The organism is Pseudogulbenkiania ferrooxidans 2002 (genome assembly GCF_000174355.1).
In the GTDB taxonomy this organism is placed as follows: Bacteria; Pseudomonadota; Gammaproteobacteria; order Burkholderiales; family Chromobacteriaceae; genus Pseudogulbenkiania; species Pseudogulbenkiania ferrooxidans.
This window is the reverse complement of sequence record NZ_ACIS01000012.1, coordinates 22,606-44,496: the sequence shown is the minus strand read 5'-3', so window position 1 is coordinate 44,496 and position 21,891 is coordinate 22,606. Positions and strand designations below refer to the sequence as shown.

General features: G+C 62.4%; 21 protein-coding genes. 20 read left to right on the top strand and 1 reads right to left on the bottom strand.

Annotation, left to right across the window (positions count from 1 at the left end; all coding sequences use genetic code 11):
* Positions 1 to 16 precede the first annotated feature (16 nt).
* From galU to FURADRAFT_RS17885, 20 genes are all read left to right on the top strand, one after another.
* Positions 17 to 889, top strand: coding sequence for a UTP--glucose-1-phosphate uridylyltransferase GalU (gene galU, locus FURADRAFT_RS17980; RefSeq protein ID WP_008955601.1), 873 nt, complete (start codon positions 17 to 19; stop codon positions 887 to 889).
* Positions 890 to 955: 66 nt separating this feature from the next.
* Complete coding sequence (locus FURADRAFT_RS17975) at positions 956 to 1,498, top strand: hypoxanthine-guanine phosphoribosyltransferase (RefSeq protein WP_008955600.1); 543 nt, start codon at positions 956 to 958, stop codon at positions 1,496 to 1,498.
* 115 nt (positions 1,499 to 1,613) lie between these two features.
* Positions 1,614 to 2,351 carry an S-methyl-5'-thioinosine phosphorylase gene (locus FURADRAFT_RS17970; RefSeq protein ID WP_008955599.1) on the top strand — a complete coding sequence of 246 codons (738 nt, stop codon included), beginning with the start codon at positions 1,614 to 1,616 and terminating at the stop codon, positions 2,349 to 2,351.
* Positions 2,352 to 2,544: 193 nt separating this feature from the next.
* Positions 2,545 to 3,963, top strand: a complete 1,419-nt coding sequence (locus FURADRAFT_RS17965; RefSeq protein ID WP_008955598.1) for a class I adenylate-forming enzyme family protein — start codon at positions 2,545 to 2,547, stop codon at positions 3,961 to 3,963.
* Entirely contained in the window at positions 3,960 to 5,339 is a 1,380-nt protein-coding gene (locus tag FURADRAFT_RS17960) for an aldehyde dehydrogenase family protein (RefSeq protein WP_008955597.1), read from the top strand. Before FURADRAFT_RS17965 ends, FURADRAFT_RS17960 begins: the two co-directional genes overlap by 4 nt.
* 83 nt (positions 5,340 to 5,422) lie before the next feature.
* Positions 5,423 to 6,535, top strand: a complete 1,113-nt coding sequence (locus FURADRAFT_RS17955; protein WP_008955596.1) for a radical SAM protein — start codon at positions 5,423 to 5,425, stop codon at positions 6,533 to 6,535.
* A gap of 11 nt (positions 6,536 to 6,546) precedes the next feature.
* Positions 6,547 to 7,035 carry an acyltransferase gene (locus FURADRAFT_RS17950; RefSeq protein ID WP_008955595.1) on the top strand — a complete coding sequence of 163 codons (489 nt, stop codon included), beginning with the start codon at positions 6,547 to 6,549 and terminating at the stop codon, positions 7,033 to 7,035.
* Positions 7,036 to 7,055: 20 nt separating this feature from the next.
* Positions 7,056 to 7,286 carry a hypothetical protein gene (locus FURADRAFT_RS17945; protein WP_008955594.1) on the top strand — a complete coding sequence of 77 codons (231 nt, stop codon included), beginning with the start codon at positions 7,056 to 7,058 and terminating at the stop codon, positions 7,284 to 7,286.
* Between the two features lie 63 nt (positions 7,287 to 7,349).
* A complete protein-coding gene (locus FURADRAFT_RS17940; protein ID WP_008955593.1) occupies positions 7,350 to 8,366 on the top strand; it encodes a methyltransferase domain-containing protein in 1,017 nt (338 codons plus the stop codon).
* On the top strand, positions 8,363 to 9,529 hold the full coding sequence (gene rffA / locus FURADRAFT_RS17935) for a dTDP-4-amino-4,6-dideoxygalactose transaminase (protein ID WP_008955592.1): 1,167 nt from the start codon (positions 8,363 to 8,365) through the stop codon (positions 9,527 to 9,529). Before FURADRAFT_RS17940 ends, rffA begins: the two co-directional genes overlap by 4 nt.
* Positions 9,530 to 9,693: 164 nt before the next feature.
* On the top strand, positions 9,694 to 14,340 hold the full coding sequence (locus tag FURADRAFT_RS17930) for a glycosyltransferase (RefSeq protein ID WP_236261627.1): 4,647 nt from the start codon (positions 9,694 to 9,696) through the stop codon (positions 14,338 to 14,340).
* Between the two features lie 107 nt (positions 14,341 to 14,447).
* Positions 14,448 to 15,287, top strand: a complete 840-nt coding sequence (locus FURADRAFT_RS17925) for a flagellin N-terminal helical domain-containing protein (protein ID WP_008955590.1) — start codon at positions 14,448 to 14,450, stop codon at positions 15,285 to 15,287.
* 82 nt (positions 15,288 to 15,369) lie between these two features.
* On the top strand, positions 15,370 to 15,792 hold the full coding sequence (locus tag FURADRAFT_RS17920) for a flagellar protein FlaG (RefSeq protein WP_008955589.1): 423 nt from the start codon (positions 15,370 to 15,372) through the stop codon (positions 15,790 to 15,792).
* A 102-nt stretch (positions 15,793 to 15,894) separates the two neighbouring features.
* Positions 15,895 to 17,286 carry a flagellar filament capping protein FliD gene (gene fliD, locus FURADRAFT_RS17915; protein WP_008955588.1) on the top strand — a complete coding sequence of 464 codons (1,392 nt, stop codon included), beginning with the start codon at positions 15,895 to 15,897 and terminating at the stop codon, positions 17,284 to 17,286.
* A 14-nt stretch (positions 17,287 to 17,300) separates the two neighbouring features.
* Positions 17,301 to 17,729 (top strand): flagellar export chaperone FliS, encoded by a 429-nt coding sequence (fliS, locus tag FURADRAFT_RS17910; protein WP_014085848.1) that lies wholly within the window; start codon positions 17,301 to 17,303, stop codon positions 17,727 to 17,729.
* 52 nt (positions 17,730 to 17,781) lie between these two features.
* A complete protein-coding gene (locus FURADRAFT_RS17905) occupies positions 17,782 to 18,099 on the top strand; it encodes a flagellar protein FliT (protein ID WP_008955587.1) in 318 nt (105 codons plus the stop codon).
* 117 nt (positions 18,100 to 18,216) lie between these two features.
* Positions 18,217 to 18,540, top strand: coding sequence for a DUF2802 domain-containing protein (locus FURADRAFT_RS17900; RefSeq protein ID WP_148282927.1), 324 nt, complete (start codon positions 18,217 to 18,219; stop codon positions 18,538 to 18,540).
* A complete protein-coding gene (gene fliK, locus FURADRAFT_RS17895) occupies positions 18,537 to 19,544 on the top strand; it encodes a flagellar hook-length control protein FliK (RefSeq protein WP_008955585.1) in 1,008 nt (335 codons plus the stop codon). The genes FURADRAFT_RS17900 and fliK overlap by 4 nt, the downstream gene beginning before the upstream one ends.
* Complete coding sequence (locus FURADRAFT_RS17890) at positions 19,525 to 19,857, top strand: EscU/YscU/HrcU family type III secretion system export apparatus switch protein (protein WP_008955584.1); 333 nt, start codon at positions 19,525 to 19,527, stop codon at positions 19,855 to 19,857. The genes fliK and FURADRAFT_RS17890 overlap by 20 nt, the downstream gene beginning before the upstream one ends.
* 166 nt (positions 19,858 to 20,023) lie before the next feature.
* The gene (locus tag FURADRAFT_RS17885; RefSeq protein WP_008955583.1) at positions 20,024 to 20,890 is read left to right on the top strand and encodes an NAD(P)-dependent oxidoreductase; all 867 of its coding nucleotides are present in this window, start codon (positions 20,024 to 20,026) and stop codon (positions 20,888 to 20,890) included.
* 67 nt (positions 20,891 to 20,957) lie between these two features.
* On the opposite strand, the gene cyoE is transcribed toward FURADRAFT_RS17885, so the two are convergent.
* Complete coding sequence (gene cyoE, locus FURADRAFT_RS17880) at positions 20,958 to 21,884, bottom strand: heme o synthase (protein WP_008955582.1); 927 nt, start codon at positions 21,882 to 21,884, stop codon at positions 20,958 to 20,960.
* Positions 21,885 to 21,891: the final 7 nt, after the last annotated feature.

Below are 21,891 nucleotides of genomic sequence, written 5' to 3'. Positions count from 1 at the left end.
TCAGAGAGCAGTAGAGATGAAGAAAATTACCAAAGCCGTGTTCCCGGTCGCCGGCATGGGCACCCGCTTCCTGCCCGCGACCAAGGCGAGTCCCAAGGAAATGCTGCCGGTGGTCGACAAGCCGCTGATCCAGTACGCGGTCGAGGAGGCCATCGCTGCCGGCATCACCGAGCTGATTTTCATCACCGGGCGTAACAAGCGCTCCATCGAAGACCACTTCGACAAGGCCTACGAGCTCGAAACCGAGCTGGAGTACAAGAACAAGCAGAAGCTGCTGGATCTGGTGCAGGGCATCCTGCCGCCGTCGGTCACCTGCATCTACATCCGCCAGACCGAGGCGCTCGGCCTCGGCCACGCGGTGCTGTGTGCCCGACCGGTGGTCGGCGACGAGCCGTTCGCGGTGATCCTGGCTGACGACCTGATCGACGGCGAGCCCGGCGCCATGGCGCAGATGGTCGCGACCTTCGACGAGCAGCAGTGCTCGGTGCTGGGGGTGGAAACGGTCGCGCCGGAAGAAACCGGCTCCTACGGCATCGTCGAAGTGCAGCGCGATGCCTCTGGCCTGCAGCGCATCAGCAGCATCGTCGAGAAGCCGCACCCGGACGTGGCGCCGTCCAATCTCGCCGTAGTGGGACGCTACATCCTGACCCCGCGCATCTTCGACAAACTGGCCAAGACCCAGGCCGGTGCCGGCGGCGAAATCCAGCTCACCGACGGTATCGCCGAACTGCTCAAGGACGAAACCGTGCTGGCGCTGCCGTTCAACGGCGTACGCTACGACTGCGGCTCCAAGCTGGGTTACCTCAAGGCCACCATCAATTACGGTCTGAAACACCACGAGGTCGGCCGTGAATTCGCGGACTATCTCGCTACCTTTAACGCGCGCTGAGCGCTCCGCCCGACGGAACCAGCGCAGCCCCCGTTCGGGGGCTTCTTCTTTTGAATGGAGACAACCATGCCCAACGTCGCCGAAGCCCGTGGCATCCTGAACAGCTCGGACATCCTGTTTACCGCCGAAGAGGTCGATGCCGCCGTCGACCGCATGGCGCTCGACATCACCGCCAAACTGGGCGACAGCTACCCGCTCATCCTCTCCGTGATGGGGGGCGCCGTGGTGTTCACCGGCCAGTTGCTGCCGCGCCTGATCTTCCCGCTCGACTTCGACTACGTGCACGTCTCGCGCTACGGCGACAAGACCCAGGGCGGCGAACTGGTGTGGCGTCAGGCGCCGAAGGAAGACGTGCGCGACCGCGTGGTGCTAGTGCTCGACGACATCCTCGATGAAGGCCAGACCATGGCGGCGATCCGCGACAAGGTGATGGAGATGGGCGCGAAGAGCTTCTACAGTGCGGTATTCGCCAACAAATTAATCAGCAAGGAAAAGCCGATCGCAGCCGATTTCGTCGGCCTCGACGTCCCGGACCGCTACGTGTTCGGCTACGGCATGGACGTGCGCGGCATCTGGCGCAACCTGCCGGCCATCCACGCGCTGAAATAAGCAAGCTGTAAGCCCCGGCGCATTTTCCCGCCGTCATTATTAAGCCATAATGGCGGCACAATAAGCCTTGCGTGGCCGGCGCTCGCCAGCCACGCTCTTGCCAAGGGGAACCGCCATGCTAGCCATCATCGGCGGCAGCGGGCTTGCCACGCTGCCCATTCTCGAAATTACCCATCGCCAAGTGGTGCGCACACCCTTTGGCGACCCCTCTTGCGCACTCACCTTCGGCCGCATCGGACAGGAAAACGTCGTCTTCCTGGCGCGCCACGGTTTTGGCCACTCCATCGCTCCCCACGAGATCAATTCCCGTGCCAATATCTGGGCCCTGCACAACCAGGGTGTCAGGGGCATCGTCTCGATCGGTTCGGTGGGCGGCATCGCCGTCAACCTGGAAACCGGCATGCTGGTGGTGCCGGACGACATCATCGATTACACCTGGGGACGCAAGCACACCTTCTTCGAAGGGCCGGACAAGCCGGTGGTGCACGTCGATTTCACCCGTCCCTACTGCCCTCATTTGCGCGCCCGCCTGCTGGGCGCGGCCCAGGGGGCAGGGGTGCCGATCGTGGACGGTGGCGTCTACGCCGTCGCCCAGGGCCCCCGTTTGGAGTCGCCGGCCGAGATCCGCCGCCTTGAGCGCGACGGCGCCACCATGGTCGGCATGACCGGTATGCCAGAGGCGGCTCTGGCCAAGGAAATGGGCATTCCCTACGCCCATGTGTGCATGGTGGTCAACAAGGCGGCCGGGCTCCAGCCAGGTGCCGATGAGATCGTGTTCGATCCCGGCGTGCTGCAGCAGTGCAAGAGCCGCATCGATGTTCTGTTGGAAACGCTGCTGGGGTGCACCGGCTAGCCGGCGCAAGCACAGGGTGTGGCTAGTACCCCGCTCAAGAGAGGGCGGTGCATGAGCCTCATCGGGAGGTCGGCGGCAGAGGGCGGCGATAGCCGTGGATGCCCGCCTTCCCTGATGTGCCATCGCCCGGAGAGGTGCTGACGCGATGGCGTGCAGGCTCCCGCCACCCCTGGCTCATCATGGAGAAAACACTATGCCTTCGACACGGTATGAATTTTTTGCGAATCTTTTTCTGCATGGCGAGGATTCACCGTTCCTGTTGCTCGATGGCGATAAAACCATCCATTACAGCGAGTTTTTCGAGCGGGCCGTCCGCCTGCTGAACCATCTGGTCCGGCAAGGCGCGCGTCATGGCGACCGGGTCATCATCGGGCTGGAGAATCGCCCCGAATATCTCGAGCTGATCCTGGCCCTCGCCTTGGGCGGGATGACGGCCTGCCCGGTCGATCCGGCGGTGAGCGTGGTCCAGTTGGACAAGGCCAAGCGTGTCGCCAATGCCACCATGGCGATCACCTCGTACGACCAGCTCGCCTATGCGCTCGACACCTCCATTCCCGACTGCGTGCACCAAGGCGGGATGTCCGATCCGTTCCTGGTGGTGTTTTCCTCCGGCACGACCGGGGCGCCGAAAGGCATCGTGCAGTCGCTGGAGAATTTCTTCGCCGCCGCCAAGGCGTTTGCCGGCGCGGTCGGCCTGCAGCCCGGACAGGTGACCCTGCACAATTGGCCGATGTTCTACAACGCGGGCTTGTTCAACCTGTTTGCTTGCCCCTTGCTCTCAGGCGGTGTCATTGCGGTGGGGAAACGCTTTGCGGCCAAAAACCTGGGCGATTTCTGGGCCGACCTGGCACGATTCCGGCCGGATTCTCTCTACCTGTCGCCGACCATGGCGGCCACGCTCGCCAAGACGTACCGGTTTTTCTCGGCGGATCTCGAGCCCCTCCAGCGCGCGCGCATCATTTCCACCAGTTCGATCCTGTACCCGGCCATCAAGGAAGAATTCCTGCGCGTGCTGGGCGCGCCTCTCCTGCCGTGCTTCGGCATCACCGAGCTGGGCGGGTCGTTCACCATCGGTGACGCCGATAGTGGCCCGTTCTCGGTCGGGAAGGTCATGGCGGACGTGGGCGTGCAGATCGACGATCAGGCTGATGGCGAGTTGTTGGTGCAATCGCCCTATATGGCCCTGGGCTACCTCGCGGAAGGCGGTGGCATCGACTATTTCGACCGCCGGCAACCGTTCCGGACGGGCGACTTGGGCCATGTCCGCGATGGCGAACTTTATATTTCCGGTCGCAAGAAGGACTCCATCAAGAAGGGGGGCGAGATGATCAATCTCGCCGAGGTCGAGGACATGGTTCACGCCACCCAGCTGTGCGAAGAGTGCTATGCGGTCGGCAAGCCCGACCTGTTCTGGGGCGAAACCTACGACGTGTTCTTTGTGCCACCGGCCGGAGGCAATGCGCAGGCGATCAAGGACGAGCTGAGCCGCCTGTTCAATGCCTCGTTGCCGCAGTCGCAACGGCCGGACCAGATTCATGCCGTGAGCGAGGTGCCGCGCACCTCGTCGGGCAAGCCGATCAAGCGGCTCATTAGCTACGAGGTCGCCCAGTGAGCGTATTGCTGACCACCCATGACCCCCGTACCGGGCTACCGGCGGTATCGTATCCCTGCGCTACGCCGGAACAGGTCGTCCAGATTTGCCGGCGAGCGCGTGATGCCTTTTTTAATCAATGGCGGGCCGTGCCGTCGACGGAGCGTGCGACGGCGCTGCTCAGCGTGGCTGCACTGCTGCGGGACCGGCTTGAGGAGTTTGCTGCCGCTGAAGCGCGCGACACCGGCAAGCCCCTGGATGTGGCGCGTGGCGAGGTGGCCGGTGCGGCGGGCCTGTGGGAGTACGCGGCGGCGCTGGCCCGGACCGAACACAGCGAGTGCCTGAGCACGGCCACGACCCAAGGGCTGGCCCTGACCCTGCGCGAGCCGATGGGCGTGGTGGGGTTGATCGTGCCGTGGAATTACCCGCTGATCACGGCTGCGGAGCGTATGCCCTTCGCCTTGGCGGCCGGCTGCTGCGTGGTGCTCAAGCCGAGCGAACTGGCGGTCGGCAGCCTGGCGTTGCTGGTCGAGGCGATGGCGAACAACCCCTTGTTCCCGACTGGGGTGGTGCAGGTGCTGTTCGGCCAGGGCGATGCCGTCGGCCGGGCGCTGGTGGCCAATCCGGACGTCGACATGATCGCCTTCGTGGGCTCCACGGCGACGGGACGGGCCATCGAATCGGCCGCCACGGCCACCGGCAAGCGGGTGTCGGCCGAACTGGGCGGCAACAACCACGTGTTGATCTACCCCGACGCCGATCTGCCTCGGGCGGCGCGGGCGGTCGTGGCCGGCGGTTTTCGCAACGGCGGACAGGCCTGCATCGCCGGCACGCACGTGCTGGTGGACCCCAGTGTCGCGGACGAGTGGGCGGCGCACCTGGAGCAGGCGCTGCGCGAACGTTTCCCGGTAGGAGAGGCGGGGACGGTCGCGTCGATCCAGCCCATGATTTCCGCCGCGCACAAGCAGCGCCTGCTGGCCTTGATCGAACAGGCGCGGCCGGCCGGCTTCGTGCCCTTGCCGGGATCGCTGCTGGACGGGCCGGGCAACTTTCTGGGGCCGGTGGTGCTGGACCGGGTACCCTTGCACTCTCCGCTGCGGCAGCAGGAAATTTTTGGACCGGTCGTCACCGTGACGCGCGTCGAAGCCGATAAATTTCCGGCGATTCTGGCCGATAACCAGTATGGCTTGGCGGTGTATGTGTGGACGGCCGCCACGTCGGCCGCCCTTGCCGCCATCAGGCAGGTTCGGATCGGCCGTATCTGGGTCAACGCGGACCCCGAGTTCTGGCTGCCGGAGCTGCCGGTAGGCGGTTTTGCCGCCTCGGGCGTTGGGCGGGAAGGCGGGGCCAAGGCGCTGGACACGTATTCCCTGCCCAAGTCGGTCCTCATTTTTTGATTGAACGGCCTCGGTCGTGAGCAATTCCACCTGTCGGGCCTGTCTCGCCACGACAGTGCGGGCAAACACTTAGGAGTGTGCATATGGGCCAGATTTCCCGCCCGCTTTCTCTGGTTGAAAAACTGAAGCAGGAGTCCGTGCAGGATTTCATCAACCGGTTTCTCTGGAACAAGAGCAACAACGCTCCTTTCGTGGTTGAACTGGATCCGACGACCGCCTGTAACCTGGCGTGCCATGACTGCATCAGCGCCAACCTGCTCAACCAGGGTGGGATAGACAACGAGCGTCTGCTGCGCCTGGCCGAAGAGTTTGCGGAGAGCGGGGTGCGCGCTGTAGTGCTGATCGGCGGCGGCGAGCCGATGGCGCACCCCAAGTTCGGGGCGCTGGTGAGCTCGTTGTACCAGTCCGGGATCAAGGTCGGGGTCACCACCAACGGCACGCTGATGCATCGCTACATGGACGAGTGCATCACCATGACCAGTTGGCTGCGGGTGTCGGTAGACGCAGGCAGTGAAGAAGTGTTCGCCGACTTCCGCCCGCACGCCAGCGGTAAGTCCCAGTTCAACCTGGTGATCGACAATATGCGGCGGATGGCCGAACGCAAGACCGGTCTCTTGGGCTATTCCTTCCTGCTGCTGTCGAAGTTCAACAGCGACGGCAGCCTGCTGCGCAGCAACGCCGTGGATATCGAAAAAGCCGCCCGCCTGGCCAAGGACATCGGCTGCGACTATTTCGAGGTCAAGCCGGCCTTCGACATGATGCACTTCCTGCAGCAGCAAGACCTGTCGGTGGTCGAGATGGTCAACCGCAACCTAAAGGCCATTCACGAGCTGGCCGACGACAACTTCAAGATCATCGCGCCGTTCACCCTGGAAGAGGCGCTGAAAGGCGTGGGCACCCAGATCAAGCCCTACAACCGCTGCCTGACCGCCGAGCTGCGCACGGTGATCACGCCGAGCGGCGCCTACGTGTGTCCGTACCACCGCGGCAACCTCAACATGCGCATCGGCGACGTCGCCAAGACCTCGCTGGAGGAGCTGTGGAAGGGCGATCGCCGGGCCCAGGTGATGACCCGAGTCGATCCGGCCAAGCACTGTACCTTCCACTGCATCCGTCACGAGTCCAACCTGCTGCTGGAGCGCATGGCGGCGGGCGAGGTGGTCGACACCGTACCGGACTTCGACCTGTTCATCTGATCGGGAGCCCCATGGAACCGTTGAGCCGCGAAGAATTGCTGGCGCTGGGCTTCAGCCACGTCGGTGAAGGGGTGCGCGTTTCGCGCAGCGCCACGTTTTACGATATCTCCGGCGTGATCGGGGATGGCGCGCGTATCGACGATTTCGCCATCCTGACGGGTCATATCGAAATCGGCCGGCAGGTGCACGTATCGCCGTTCTGCTTTCTGGGCGGCACCGGCGGGACGATACGGCTGGGGGACGGGGTGGGCTTCTCCACCCATGTCAGTGTCTTTACTAAGAGCGACGACTATCAGCAGAGGACGGACGGCCCGCGCGACAAGGTTTGCGGCGACGTCGTGATCGGCGATTTCACGATCTTCGGTGCGCAGTGCGTGATCCTGCCGGGGAGCGTGGTCGGCAAGCACTGCTCGGTCGGCATCGGCTGCGTGGTGCACGATACGCTGCCCGATGGCGGCCGCTACGTCAGCATGGGTATTAAATCTGTGCGCCTGCCATGAGGGCGCTTTGTCGAGGGAATATGGAAACCATCAAAGCCTGGATTCTCGATTACCTGCAGTCCGAAGGCGTCGGCGATATTGAAGCCGACAAGCCCCTGTTCGAACAGATCGACTCGTTCAGCGTGGTCGGCTTTCTGCTGGCGTGCGACGAGCGCTTCAGCAGCTTTGCCTCTCTGCCGGTGGAGTCGCTCGGCACACTGACCGTCGAGGAAATCGCCCGCCGGATCGAGGCGCAACAAGCTCTGGTGTGAGCCTGGAGTGGGGGATATCGCTCCGCATGAGAGGCGGGCCCCTTTCGAATGAGGCATGGTTTTATGCTGGATAAAAATACCTTCGACGCGGCATTGCGGCCTGGCGTGCGTGCCTCCCTCGCCGGCGCGAACCAGGCGCTGCGACGGGCCGAGGCTGAAACTTTCGGCCGCCTGCTCGATGAGCGGGGTGACTTTCTCCCCGGCGCCAGTTTCCGGCGCGATTGCCCGCAGTGCGGTACCGCGCACGAGCGGGCGGCTGAGTTGCTGCGGGCTCAAGGCATGCAACTGGTGCGCTGCCCCGAATGCCGGCTGGTGTACAGCCGGGAGGTCATCGATCGCGACTTCGAACGGCAGCGCTATCAGGACAGTTCGGCGAGCCAGGCCAATCTCGAGCTCAAACACGACCCGTTCTATGCCGCGCTCGAGCGCGACAAGGCGGCCTATGTGGCCGGCCGGCTGAGTGAGCTGGCGGGGCCTGGTCGTCTGCTGGATATCGGCTCCTCGTCAGGCGCCTTGCTGCGCGCGGCGGAAGAGGCGGGGTGGCAGTCCTTCGGCATGGAGATCAATCCGGCCGCCGTGCAGGCCTGCCAGGCGGCCGGGTTGGCCGCCGTTTGCGGTGAATACCCGTGCGCCCTGCCGGCAGAGTGGGGGCCGTTCGATGCGATCGCGCTGCTGGACGTGCTGGAGCATGTCGCCGATCCGCTGGCCTTCCTCGATCGCGTCAGCCAGGATCTCAAGCCGGACGGCTGGCTGGTGGTGCAGGTGCCCAATTTCAGCAGCCTCCTGCTGACCATCGAAGGCGTGCGCAACAACAATATCTGTCACGGCCACTGGAGCTATTTCGAGCCGGCAACCTTGCCGGCCCTGCTGGTGCGCGCCGGCTTCGAAATGCGCTGGTTCGAAACCTACATCAGCGAGCTCGACCGGGTGCTGGCATACCCGGACGAGCAGGTCGCGGCGGCCTGGGAGCAACTGACGGGACAGACCTTGGCCGAACCCCGAGACCTTCAAGTCGAGCAATTGCACACCCGGATGTTGGGCTACAAACTGTTCGGCCTGTTCCAGAAAGTCGCGACGTGAACCTTTCCCGCATCCCCTTCGGCAAACCGTTCATCGTCGGCAAGGAGTTGTTCTACATCGCCCAGGCGGTGATGAGCAGTTCGATCGCCGGCGACGGCGCCTATACCCGCAAGTGCCAGCAATGGCTGGAGGAGCACCTCAAGGCACGCAAGGTCCTGCTGACCCACTCGTGCACAGGCGCCCTGGAGATGGCGGCGATCCTGGCCGGTATCGGTCCCGGTGACGAGGTGATCATGCCCTCGTTCACCTTCGTGTCGACGGCCAACGCCTTCGTCCTGCGCGGTGGCGTTCCGGTCTTCGTCGACATCCGCCTCGACACGCTCAACCTCGACGAGAGGCTGGTCGAGTCCGCCATCACCGAGAAGACCAAGGCGATCGTGGCGGTGCACTACGCCGGCCAGCCCTGCGCCATGGAGGCGCTCAAGGCGCTGTGCCGCAAGCACGGTTTGCGGCTGATCGAGGATGCGGCGCAAGCCATCCTGGCCCAATCCGACGGCCAGGCGCTGGGGACGATCGGCGACCTGGGGTGCCTGAGTTTTCACGAAACCAAGAACATCATCAGCGGCGAGGGCGGGGCCCTGCTGATCAATGATCCCGAGTTGATCGACCGCGCCGAGGTCATCTGGCAGAAAGGCACCAACCGCAAGGCCTTCTTCCGTGGCGAGGTCGACAAATACACCTGGGTCGACATCGGCTCCTCCTTCCTGCCCAGCGAACTGACGGCTGCCTTCCTCTACGCTCAGCTGGAGCAGGCCAGGCGCATCAACGCGCATCGGCGCTCGCTGTATGACCGGTACATGGACCTGCTGACACCGCTGGTGCGGGAAGAGCATTTTGCGTTGCCGATCAATCCGGGGGAGCATCCCGAGAACGGCCATATCTTCTACCTGGTCTGCCGGAGCGAAGAGAAGCGCGACGGCCTGATCGATCATCTGCGCAGCCAGGGCATTTCGGCGGTGTTCCACTACGTGCCGCTGCATGATTCGCCTGCGGGCATGCGCTTCGGGAGGACGGCGGGCGGCCTGCCGGTGACCGAGCGCGTGTCCCGCTGCCTGGTGCGCTTGCCCCTGTACTCCGAAATGACCGTGGAACAAGTACGCCGTGTGTGCCAGGAAATCGGCGCCTTCTTCACGGCTGATGCGGCATCGCCATCCCCTTACTGAACTTACCTGACCGGGCCATCATGTCTCAAGCCAGCGCTTCCTCTCCGAGCCAATCCGCTCCCTACTACGTTTATGCCCCGCCATATCGCGAGACTTCCGGGGGGGTGAGGGCGCTCCACTACCTGTGCCATGAGCTGAACCTGCGCGGACAGGAAGCCTACGTCATGCAAGGCGATACCTCGCCGACGCTACTTACCCCCGAGCTGACGCCCGAGATCTATCAGGCCCATCTCGGTGCTGGCCGCGAACCCATCGTGATCTACCCCGAAATCATTCAAGGCAACCCGATGCGGGCCAGGCATGTGGTGCGCTACCTGCTCAACGTGCCCGGCGCGCTCACCAATACCTCGCTGGGCGACCTGGGCTGGTCCGCCGACGATCTGCTCTATGTGCACGGCTACGACGTCCTGCCGGAGGGTTGGCAGGCCGGCTTGCTGCAAGTGCCGCTGGTCGACACGCGCGTCTACCATGCCGACGGAGTGGATGATGGGGAGCGGCATGGCCATCTGGTCTGGCTGAACCGCTATCTGAACAAGGGGGGCGAACCGTGGCCGTTGACGGCGGAGGCCACCGAGATTTCGTTCCGTGTTCCCAACCGTTCGCCGGCGGAGCTGGCCGCGCTCTATCGCGGCGCCGAATTGCTGTTCACCTACGAGCACTCCACCGCCTGCTTCGAAGCCTTGCTATGTGGCTGCCCGGTCGTCTATCTGCCCAACCCGATCATGCTGGAAAAACCCATGCACAATTACCTGGGCTCTGACGGCGTGGCATGGGGCGCAGGAGAGGAAGAGATCGCCCGAGCCAAGGCGACCGTTTATCGCGTGCAGGAACAATACAAGGCGACGCAGGCCCAGTTCGGCGAGGAACTGGTGGCGTTTATCGAGACCACGCAGGGGCACGTGCGGGAGGCGGGGAACACGCCTAGCCAGAGCATGGCGTCCGCCACCCAGGTGGAGAAGCGCAAGCCGCGCATCGGCGTGCTGAGCCAGGACCCTCCCGACAGCGCGTGCTTCCGACTGCGTCTGGGCGACCCGCTGGCCGTGCTGGCCGATGCGATCGAGGTCCACTACTGGCGGTACACGGCCAGCGTCATGGTGGATGGGCAATTCCCGTTCGCCAGCGACCAGGACTTCATCGACGCCATGGACATGTTCATCGTGCAGCGCTCGGCGCTGCATCCGTCCACCGACGAACTGGTGCAACGGCTGCTGCAATCCGGCAAGCCTCTGGTGTACGAACTGGACGATTGGCTGCCGTCGCTGCCTATGAGCCACCCGCAATACGCCGAGTTCAAGCCCAGCTTCTCGCGTATCAAGAACATGCTGCCGCGCTTCCATCTGGTGACTGCGAGTACGCCGGTACTGGCCGAGATCGTCAGGGCCTATAACCCGAACGTCGCGGTCTTGCCCAATTACCTGAGCGCAGCGCGTCTGGTGGAGCCGCAGCTGGACGACCAGGCGGCCACGGTGACCATCGGCTTTGCCGGCACCGCCACCCATCGTCAAGATTTGGCCCGCATCGGCAGCGCCCTGGCTCGACTGGCGCGCGATTACGACGGCAAGGTGTCCTTCGTGTTCTGGGGCAGCATCCCGCCGCAGATGGAAGGCGTGCCCAACGTCCGTTTCGTGAACGGGGGGGTGGAGTACCAGGGCTATCTGCCGAAACTGGGCAGCCTGAAGATCGACATCGGCATTGCCGCGTTGGAAGAGTCCGAGTTCAACGCAGGCAAGTCCGACATCAAGTGGCTGGAATACTCCTCTGTGGGGGCGGTGTCCGTCCTGAGCGATGTGCCGGCCTACCGCCACATCAAGGAGCTCGATCTGGGCGTGGTGCTGCCGCCGGATGACGAGGATGCCTGGTACGAGGCCCTGGCGGACTTGGTGGAAAATGCCGCCAAGCGGTGTGCGCTGGCAACCCGCGCACGCGACTACCTGCTGCGCGGGCGCCTGCTGGAAGGGCAGATCGACCATTTCGTCCAGGCCTGGAACCTGGTGCTGCCGGAGGCGTTGCGCATCGTGCTGCCGCCGTCGTTGGCGACGCCGCCGCTGGACAGCGTCGGCGGCGGCGATCTGACGGTATTGCGCCAGTACCGCACATGGCTGCAAAACCACCATTTCCGCGAGGTGCATGCCGAACAGTTGGCCGAACGCATGGTCCTGGCTTGGTCGTCGCGGCCGGTGTTCAATCTGGTCACGGTCGTGAGCAGGCAGGAGCAGAACCGCTTGGCCGACACGGTTGACGCCTTGCAGCAGCAGCTCTACCCCCACTGGCGACTGATCGTGCTCGCGGACTGGGAGGCGCCGGATCCGGCCTTCCAGGAGCACGAGCAGCTGGGCTGGCTGCAGCTCGATACGCTGGACGATCCGGATCTGTTGGCACGGGCCGTGAACAGCGTGGCGGCGGAAGTGCCCGCCGATTGGCTGATGTGGTTGCCAGTGGGCTTCCGCCTGGTCCCGCAGGCCCTGGTGCGTTTCGGCGAGGCCATCCACATGCATCCGGAATGGTCGGCCTTGTACTGCGACAGCGATATCGTTTCCCCTATGGGCGAGCGTTTCAAACCCCGCTTCCGTCCCGACTTTGCGCCGGAATATCTGCGCTCGATGGATTACATCGGCGACGCCGTGGCGGTGGCGACATCGGCATTGCTGGAGCGCGGCGGTTTTGAAGCCTACCCGGGGGCCTACTGGTTCGACCTGTTGCTGTGGCTGTTCGAGCAGCATGGACCACAGTCCATCGGCCATGTCGACGACATGCTGCTGTCGTTGCCTCCGGTCAAGCCGCATCCCCTGACTCTGCCGGCGCAACGCGTCGCGCTGGAGAACCATACCCGGCGCCTGGGACTGGATGTGGAATTGGGCGACGGCTATCTGGAGGGAACGTTCCACTTCAACCTGCGTGTGCAGGGCGAACCGCTGGTGTCCGTGATCGTGCCCAACCGCGACAAGCTCGAGGTGCTGGAACCGTGCGTCGAAAGCCTGTTCGAGGGGAGCCGCTACCAGAATTTCGAGCTGATCATCGTCGACAACCGTTCGGAAGAGCCGGAAACCCGGGAGTACTATCGGGACATTTGCTCACGTTGGCCGGATCGGGTGCGCATCGTGGCCTACGACGCGCCGTTCAACTTCTCCGCCCAGTGCAACCTGGGCGTGGCGGAAGCCCGCGGCAGCTATGTGCTGCTGCTCAACAACGACACCGAAGTGGTGTTGGACACCTGGCTGGAGCGCTTGCTGGCCTGGGCGCAGCAACCGGGCGTGGGGGCGGTCGGCGCCCGCCTGACCTATCCGGAGGTCGGCCTGATCCAGCATGCCGGCATCGTGCTCGGCCTGCCCGGCGGTCTGCGTTCGGTCGCCGATCACGTGTTCGAGGGCGAAGACATCTTCTCCCCGGGCTACATGAACCGGCTGCTCACCGGCCAGAACTACTCGGCGGTGACGGCAGCCTGCCTGATGGTGGCCAAGGAACACTACCTAGCGGTGGGCGGCATGGACGATACCGCACTCACCGTGCTGTTCAATGATGTCGACCTCTGTCTCAAGCTCCAGGCCGCCGGCCTGCGCAATGTCTACAACCCCTTTGCCGTGATGGTGCACCATCACGCCCGCAGCATCGGGCGCCGCACGTCCGACCCTCGCGTGGCGCTGGAAGCGGCGGTACGCGAGTACGACGAACTGAACACCATGATGGCGCGCTGGCTGCCGCAACTGGCGCGCGATCCTGCCTACAACCGTCACTTGGCCCTGAACAGCCGCAAGATGATGCTGGAAACCAGCCGTGCCGCATCCTGGGACCCCGCCATCCCCGGCCGCCGGCGAGTGCTCGGCCTGCCCGTCAGCGGCGGCAGCGGCGAATACCGTGTCTGCATGCCGCTCAACGCGTTGCAGGCGGCGGGCCGTCTGGATGGCGACATCCTGCAGCCGAGCGGCAGCAGCGGCCTGCATGTGCTGTCAGTGGTGGAAATGGCCCGCCAGGCCCCCGATACCCTGCTGCTTCATACCGCCATCGGCGACGGCCTGGTCGAGGCGATGAAGAACTATCGCCAGTTCCTGCCCGAGATGCGCATTGTCTTCGGCATGGACGACCTGGTCGGTGCCATTCCTGAGAAAAGCTCGTTTTCGCGCCATTGGAAGAAGGTATTTCCGGATGCCCGCTCTCGGTTGCGCAAGGCCCTGGCCTTGAGTGACACCCTGATTGTGTCGACTGACCCGCTGGCGGAACACTGCCGTGGCATGATCGACGATATCGTCGTTATCCCCAATCGCTTGCAGAAGAGCCGTTGGGACGGACTGTCGTCTCTCCGTGGCACGGGCAAGAAGCCCCGCGTCGGCTGGGTGGGGGCAGCCCAGCATCGTGGTGATCTCGAGCTGATCGTCGAGGTAGTCAAGCAGACTGCCGATGAAGTGGACTGGGTGTTCATGGGCATGTGTCTGGCCGAACTGCGTCCGTACGTGGCAGAGGTACATCCCTTTGTCGCTTTCGACCTGTATCCAGAAAAGATGGCCAGCCTGAACCTGGACCTGGCCATCGCTCCGCTGGAAGTGAGCCCGTTCAACGAGGCCAAGAGTAACCTCCGCTTGCTAGAGTATGGGGTGCTGGGCTGGCCGGTGGTGTGCACCGATATCTACCCCTATCAGACTGGCGGGGCCCCGGTATGCCGGGTCGCCAATGAGGTTTCCGGATGGGTCGAGGCGATCCGTCAGCGGGTGCACGATTTGCCGGCTGCCTACCGCGCAGGGGACCAGTTGCGCGACTGGGTGCGACAGCATTATATGCTGGAAGAGCATCTGCACGATTGGCAACGGGCCTTGTGCTAGTCATATGCAGGAAAAATGCAAAAAGACGCTAAAGTTTATGAGAGGCGGGTCGATAACTTGAACAAGCCGGATGCACTGCCGAGCCAACCGACCCAAGGAGAATTGTCATGGCCCTGACCGTAAATACCAACATCGCCTCGTTGAATGCCCAACGCAACCTGAACAACTCGACCAGCTCGCTGAACCAGTCGCTGCAACGCCTGTCTTCCGGCCTGCGCGTGAACAGCGCCAAGGACGATGCTGCCGGTCTGGCGATCTCCCAGACCCTGACCTCGGCGATTCGCGGTAACAACCAGGCCATCCGTAACGCCAACGACGGTGTGTCGGTGGGGCAGACGGCGGAAGGTGCTCTCGGTCAGATCACCAACAACCTGCAGCGTATCCGTGAAATCGCCGTCCAGGCCTCCAACGGTTCGGTCAGCGACACCAACCGTTCGCAGCTGCAGAAGGAAGTGGACCAGCTGACCCAGGAAATTTCCCGCATCACCCAGACCACCCAGTTCAATGGCACTTCCCTGCTGTCGGGCGGTAGCGCATTGACCTTCCAGGTCGGCTCCTCGGGCTCGGCTGACAACCAGCTGACGATCAGCGCTTCCGACCTGACGTCGTTGCACAGCTATAATACGGCGCTGAGTGCTACGGTTACGATCGACGTGACCACCCAGGGTGCGGCTTCCGCCGCCCTCTCTGGCCTGGATGCCGACCTTTCTTCCGTGTCGTCCAGCCGTTCGGACTTCGGTGCCGTACAGAACCGTTTCGATGCAGTGGTCGCCAACCTGTCCAACTACGTTGAGAACTTGTCCAGTGCCAACAGCCGTATCGTCGACGTCGACTTTGCCGCGGAAACGGCCAACTTGACCAAGAACCAGATTCTGCAGCAGGCCGGTACCTCCATCCTGAAGACGGCCAACTCGACGACGCAGTCCGCTCTGTCGCTGCTCCAGTAAGGCAACTCGCCGCAGATGAGTTAAGAGATGGCCTCGGTTCCACCACCAGGCCATTTCTTGTTCCTTGAAAGGAGGTGAAGAGATGCAAATTTCCACACCATTGGTAAGTCCTCTTTCTCGCTCCGATGGGAGCTCGGCGCGGGCGGTTGCGCCACCTCCCCAGGCCTCTTCAGGCGAGACGGCTGGGGTGGCGGTTTCGCCTGTTTCGAGCCAGGCGGTCAGTGCCGTAGACAAAGAAAAGGAAACGTCGAATAGCCGTGACGCTACCAAGAAGCCGGTATCCCTCTCCGACTTACAGCCGGCACTACGCAAGCTGAATGAAGCTGTCCAGCATTACGATAGCGAACTGGAGTTTTCCGTCGACAAAGATACCGATATTTCAGTGGTCAAGGTGGTGGACAAGGAAACCCAGAAAGTCATTCGCCAGATTCCTTCCGAAGAGGCCATCAGTATTTCAAAGGCTATTGAAGACTTCAAAGGCTTGCTGATCAAGGATAAGGCATAGGGCTGGGTATAATGCCTAGTACTTGTCCTGCTCGATTGCGATGACAATGAAGGCGGCGCGGGGGTGCGTTACCGTTCTTAACGGCTTTGAAAGGTAAGAATCATGGCTTCCATTACGACGTCGGTTGGTGCTCTCGATGTCCAGAGCATCGTCAGTCAACTCATGACGATCGAGCAGCAGCCGATGACGGCGAGCCAGAGCCGTGTCTCAAAGTTCAATACGCAGCTCAGTGCTGTGGGTAAGATCAGTTCCGGCTTGTCCAGTTTACAGACAGCTATTCGCTCTTTGGCTTCGGGCTCGTTTTTGCAGTCTTACAAGGCCAGTTCAAGTGACTCGACAATCGCCAGCGTTGCGACCTCTGCTGCCACTGTAGCGGGCAGTTATGCCCTGAATATCACGAGCTTGGCGCAGCCTCGGCAGTTGGTGTTCGATAAGTATGCCGATGGTACTGCCATCACCGACCCCACTGCGGTTATTGCTTCCGCTCCGGACAGCCTGACCTTTACCGTTGGTGGAAAAGCCACCACCCCAATCAGTCTGAGGGACAATCCCGGAGATTCCGTCACGTTAAACAGCATGCGGGACCGGATCAACCAGGCCGGCGTCGGCGTGACGGCCAATATCGTCAATAACAACGGCAACTACAAGTTGGTTATTACGTCGACCAACAGTGGGAGCGATAATGCCTTTTTGATTTCGGCCGGAGGGGCCGAGCCAGCTGATGCCAGTTCGCCGGCGTCATTGGGTGGCTTGACCCAGAGCACGGGTACCGCTAGTGCGATCAGCGAGTCCCACGCAGCTCAGAATGCCGCGTTGACTATCAATGGTGTCAGTGTGTCTACAGCCAGCAATCACTTGACCGATGCGATTGCTGGGCTGACTCTCGATCTGAGCAAGACTGGAGAGGCCAGTATCAATGTGGTCCAAGATTCAGATGGCATCACTACGGCCTTGCAAGCGTTCGTCGATGCCTACAATCAGGTACATTCAGCCGCAGAGTCGGCGCGGACCGACAGCATGAAGGGAAACGCTTCGGTTCTGGCGATCGAGTCGCAGATGACCTCCATACTCGCTACGCCTGTGTCTGGGGCGAACCCCTATAATTCTTATGCCTATCTGGCTCAGGTAGGAATCTCGATCCAGAAGGACGGCACGCTGAAACTGGACAAGACAGCGTTCAATACGGCCCTGTCGGCGGATCCGGCTGCTGTCAAAAATCTGTTCGGCAATAGCAATAATGACGGTTTTGCCGATCGCTTCAATGCGGTGATCAATCAATTGTTGGGGCCCGATGGCATCATCGAGTCGAGCAAGAGTTCGATCAACAGTCGCATAGACTTCGAGACGAATTACCAGACAGGTCTCCAATCGAAGCTCGATCGATTGAAAACGCAGTATACCCAGCAATATACAAATCTGAATGCGATCTTGGCCAAGATGCAGTCTGCGACTAGCAGCCTGGCAAACTTGCTTTCGTCATCATCGTCATCTTGAGGGTATGGATAGAGATGCTTAACAAACATGCGCTCAGGCAGCTTAACCAGGCTTATGAGAAAGATGCGTTGGTTGCCGCAGTCTATGGAGCAAGCCCTGTTGGTATTGTTGTCCTTTTGTATAAAGGGGCAGCAAACGCTATAGCTCAGGCAGGCAATGCCATCAATATGCAGGACTATGCTTCAAAAGCCCGTCTTATCTCCAAAGCCATCGATATTCTTGATGGTTTGCGTGAAATGACGAATCTGGAAGAGGGGGGCGATGCTGCGCGAAACTTGAATGATTTATATCTTTATATGAAGGCTCGCTTGGCTCTGGCAGGGAAAAGCAATGACCAGGACATCCTGGCGGAGGTTCGTAGCTTGCTTGACACCCTCCTGCCTGCATGGGTTGAGCTGGATAAACGGGAATACTCGGGCGCTCCGGTTTCTGCCGTTGGCTGATATCAAGACAAGCGTATGCTGCGCATCACTCTGATGAAGGAGTGGAATCGGAATGGATGAGGACGTGGGATTGAGCTCTCAGGTAATGAAGCTTGCCCATATCACGGAAGCAATGTTGGCAGCCGCCAGCAATGCCGAGTGGGAGCGATTTACCGAACTCGATATCGAGCGAGATGCCCATTATCGTCAAGTCATCCTTGAGGTCGATGCGCCTGCGCTAGCAAACAGCCCTGAATTGCGAGAGGTACTCGATACCGTCGTGACCCAAAGCAGGGAGATAGAAAGCTTGCTGATCGAGCGCTGTGCCGAGTTGCAGTACTCGCTGTCATTGACTAACCGGCAACAGAAGCTCCAGAAAATTTATCGTTAGGGCTCGGCAAGTTGGGCTTGGGCCACAGAGCACCCTGCTGTACTCTTAAGAGTAGCAAGATGTTATGAGTAGAGGCCTGACGTGTCTATTTGGACGATAGTATCCTTGGCGGTGTCTGTGGGTACCCTGATTGCTTTGGGGTACCTGTGGTGGCGCGCGAAACGCGATGGAGAGAGCAGCGCAAGGCTGACTGCTCTTCACCTCGATCACCTGCAGCAGCAACTCAGCATGCTGCAGCGTGACATGGAGCATCTGGCCAAGAGCAAATCCCTGCCCAGGCCGCAGAGCAAGGGGGAGGACTTGACCTCTACGCCTTACAATCAGGCTATCGAGCTTGTCAAACATGGCTTGTCGGCGGCGGAGGTGGCCGAACGCTGTGGCATTTCCCGCAGTGAGGCCGAGCTGATCGTGTCCCTGTACCGCAATAATTCCACTTCATGATTTCCCCCCTTTCTGGCAAAGCACTCGGCGCCGCGGCGGTTTCCGGTGTCCGGCTGCTGGGCGAAGGCGGCCGGCTGCTGCTGGAAGCCTCGGTCCTTCCGGCCAAGGCTCCGTCCTTGAGTATTGGCGAACTAGTTTCGGCCCGGGTTGCTGAACGTCTGGACAATGGGCAGTTCGCCGCATTGATCAAGAATGGTTTGTTCACGTTGAATCTGCCCAAGGGCATGCAGCTCAACGGCGAGGCGCTCACGCTGCGAGTGGCCAGTTTGTCGCCAAAACTGACCTTCGCGCTGGTCGAGCAGGCTGCGGATAGTGAGGTGCCGAATGGTTCGGCCGATGTTTCGCTGAGCCCCGCCTCGCGTTATCTGACCGATCTGCTGCACAGTGCCAAGAGCGCGCCGACGCAGGCGGGACTGCAGCTGGATGCCTCGCGCCAGGATCCGGCGGATGTGGCCGCAGCACTGAAACAGGGGGCCGACAAGAGCGGGCTGTTCTACGAGTCGCACGTCAAGGCTTGGGTCGATGGTCGTTTGTCGCTGGAGAGCCTCAAGGACGAGCCGCAAGCCAGGCTTGGACAAAGCCTTGATTCGGCGCAGACGACTCCCTCTCCCCATGGCAAAGCGGCCTTGGCGGAGCTGGGTAACCTGGTGCAACGGCAGCTCGACACCCTGGAGAACCACCAGCTTCAACTGCAGGGGTGGGCTTGGCCGGGGCAGCCGTTGCAGCTGAGCATTCAGCAGGACGAGACGCGAGAGCGAGAGGCGGGCGGTGCAGAAGCGGTAGCGGCCTGGTCTACCCGTCTGGCGCTGGAACTTCCGGTGCTCGGTGGCCTGTCTGCCCGTATCCGTATCGTCGGCGGGACGGTGCAGCTGTCTTTTGCCACCGAGGAGGCGGCGACGGAGCAGTTGATCCGCGACCATGCGCGGCGGCTCGAGGAGGGCCTGGGGGCTGCCGGACTGAATCTTGCAACACTGTCGGTGAGCCATGACGAAGCCGCCAGCTGATCCGGCGCGCCGCTCCGCCATCGCCCTGAGCTACCAGGACGGTGCGCGTGCGCCAAAGGTGGTGGCCAAGGGCTACGGCGAGTTGGCCGAACGCATCATCGAACGAGCCCAGGAGGCCGGCGTATTCGTGCATGACTCGCCGGCGCTGGTGTCCTTGCTGATGCAGGTCGATCTGGATCAGCAAATTCCTCCGGAGCTGTACCGGGCGGTGGCCGAGGTGCTGGCCTTTGTCTATTTTCTGGAGCACCAGGCGGCGGGCCGTGATTTCGAGTTCGACGCGTGGCTGGCGCAGCGCCCATCCCCCCCCGCCTGAAAACTGATACCCCCCCGGCTGGCTTGAACGGTCGGCTTTCCGTATGCTTGCCCCTTGTGTGCAACTTGAGCCCGCTGTGATCGACGGCAGGGCGCCATCGGCGTGTCATGCGCGGTCGTGACGCGTCAGCCGTTCAATCAACTGGGCTTCAGCCGGAGATGGATAGATGAAAGTAGGCTATATCGGACTGGGCATCATGGGCCGCCCTTGCGTGCTCAATCTGCTCAAGGCGGGACATCAGGTCAGCGTGTGGGCGCGCCGGCGCGAATCGGCCGAGCCGCTGCTCGCTGCCGGTGCCTGCTGGTGCGACTCCCCGGCCGAACTGGCCGCGGGCGTCGAGCTGGTGGTGACCAATGTGTCCGACACTGCCGACGTGGAGGCGGTGCTGCTTGGTGACAACGGCGTGGCGCTGGGGGCCACGCCGGGTCTGGTGTGCGCCGACATGAGCACGATTTCTCCAATAGGTGCGCGCAAGATCGCGGCCAGCCTGGCCGAAAAGGGCATCGACTTCCTCGATTGCCCGGTGTCGGGCGGTGAGGTCGGCGCCATCAACGGCACGCTGACCATCATGGTCGGTGGCAAGGCCGAGGCGCTGGAGAAGGCACGGCCGGCGCTGCAGGCGATGGGCAAGACCATCACCCATATCGGCGAGTCAGGAGCGGGGCAGGTAGCCAAGGCGTGCAACCAGATTGCCGTCGGCGTCGGTGTGGCGGCAGTGGCCGAGGTGATGAAGTTGGCCAAGGCGTGCGGCGTGGATCCGGCACCGGTGCGCGAGGCGCTGCTCGGCGGTTTCGCCCAGAGTCGGGTGCTGGATGTTCATGGCCAGCGCATGATCGACGACAACTATGCGCCGGGCTTCAAGGCCAAGCTGCACCTCAAGGATATGGGCATCGTACTCGATACCGCGCGCGAGCTGGGCATCAAACTGCCGGAGGCGGAGCGGGTGGCGGGCCTGATCGGCGAATTGGTCGAGAAGGGGGAGGGCGAGCTGGATTCTTCGGCCATCGCCCGGCTGATCTGGGAAAAGAACTGAGCCGGACGACACGCTCGATACAAACAAACAGGGCCCCAAGCGGGGCCCTGTTTGTTTCGTAGGGGACTCAGGCGACCAGCTTGCTCAAGGCCGCCAGCACGCCGCTGCCGGGGGCAGGGGTGCAGCACAGCTCGGGAATCTGGAAATCCACCGCCATCATCACCGAGAGTGCGGTAATCGTGATGATGGAGAAGAAGAACACCTGACGCGCCCACGCCCGGTCATCGGTACTGCTCTTGTAGCCCGACAGCGCCATCTTGAGCCACCACAGGCTGGTGGCACAGGCCACAGCAAGGTAGCCATAGCCGGCATAGCCGCCGAAGGCCAGCATCACCGTGGCGGCGGCGAAGGCCAGGATGTAGAGCACGATCTGCTGCTTGGCGGCCGAGATACCCTTCACCACCGGCAGCACCGGGATGTTGGCGGCCTCGTAGTCCTTGAAGCGGAAGATCGCAATCGCGTACGAGTGCGGCATCTGCCACAGGCAGAACATCAAGAGCAGGATGGCCGCGCCCATGTCGAACTGGCCGCTGACCGCGCAGTAGCCCGCCACCGGCGGCACCGCGCCGGACAGGCTGCCCACCAGCGTGCCGTAGACCGACTTGCGCTTCATGTACAGGCTATAAACGCCGACGTAGATCACGAAGCCGAACAGCGCGCAGGCAAAGGCCAGCGGGTTGGTCCAGTGCCACAGCGTCCAGAACCCGGCGAGACCCAGCAGCATGCCGTGCATCAGGGCGGCCTTGAACGACATGGCGCCGGTGACCAGCACGCGGTTCTTGGTGCGTGCCATCTTGCAGTCGATGTCGCGGTCGATGCAGTTGTTCAGGGAACAACCGGAGGCGACCACCAGCGACAGCCCGATCACCGTGGCCAGGAGCAGCCCCAGGTCGGCATGGCCTCGCGCGGCGAGCAGGAAACCGCCCGCCGTCGAGATCAGGTTGCCGAAGATGATGCCCGGCTTGGTGACCTGCAGGTAGCGCTTGAGTTTCACGTCTGGC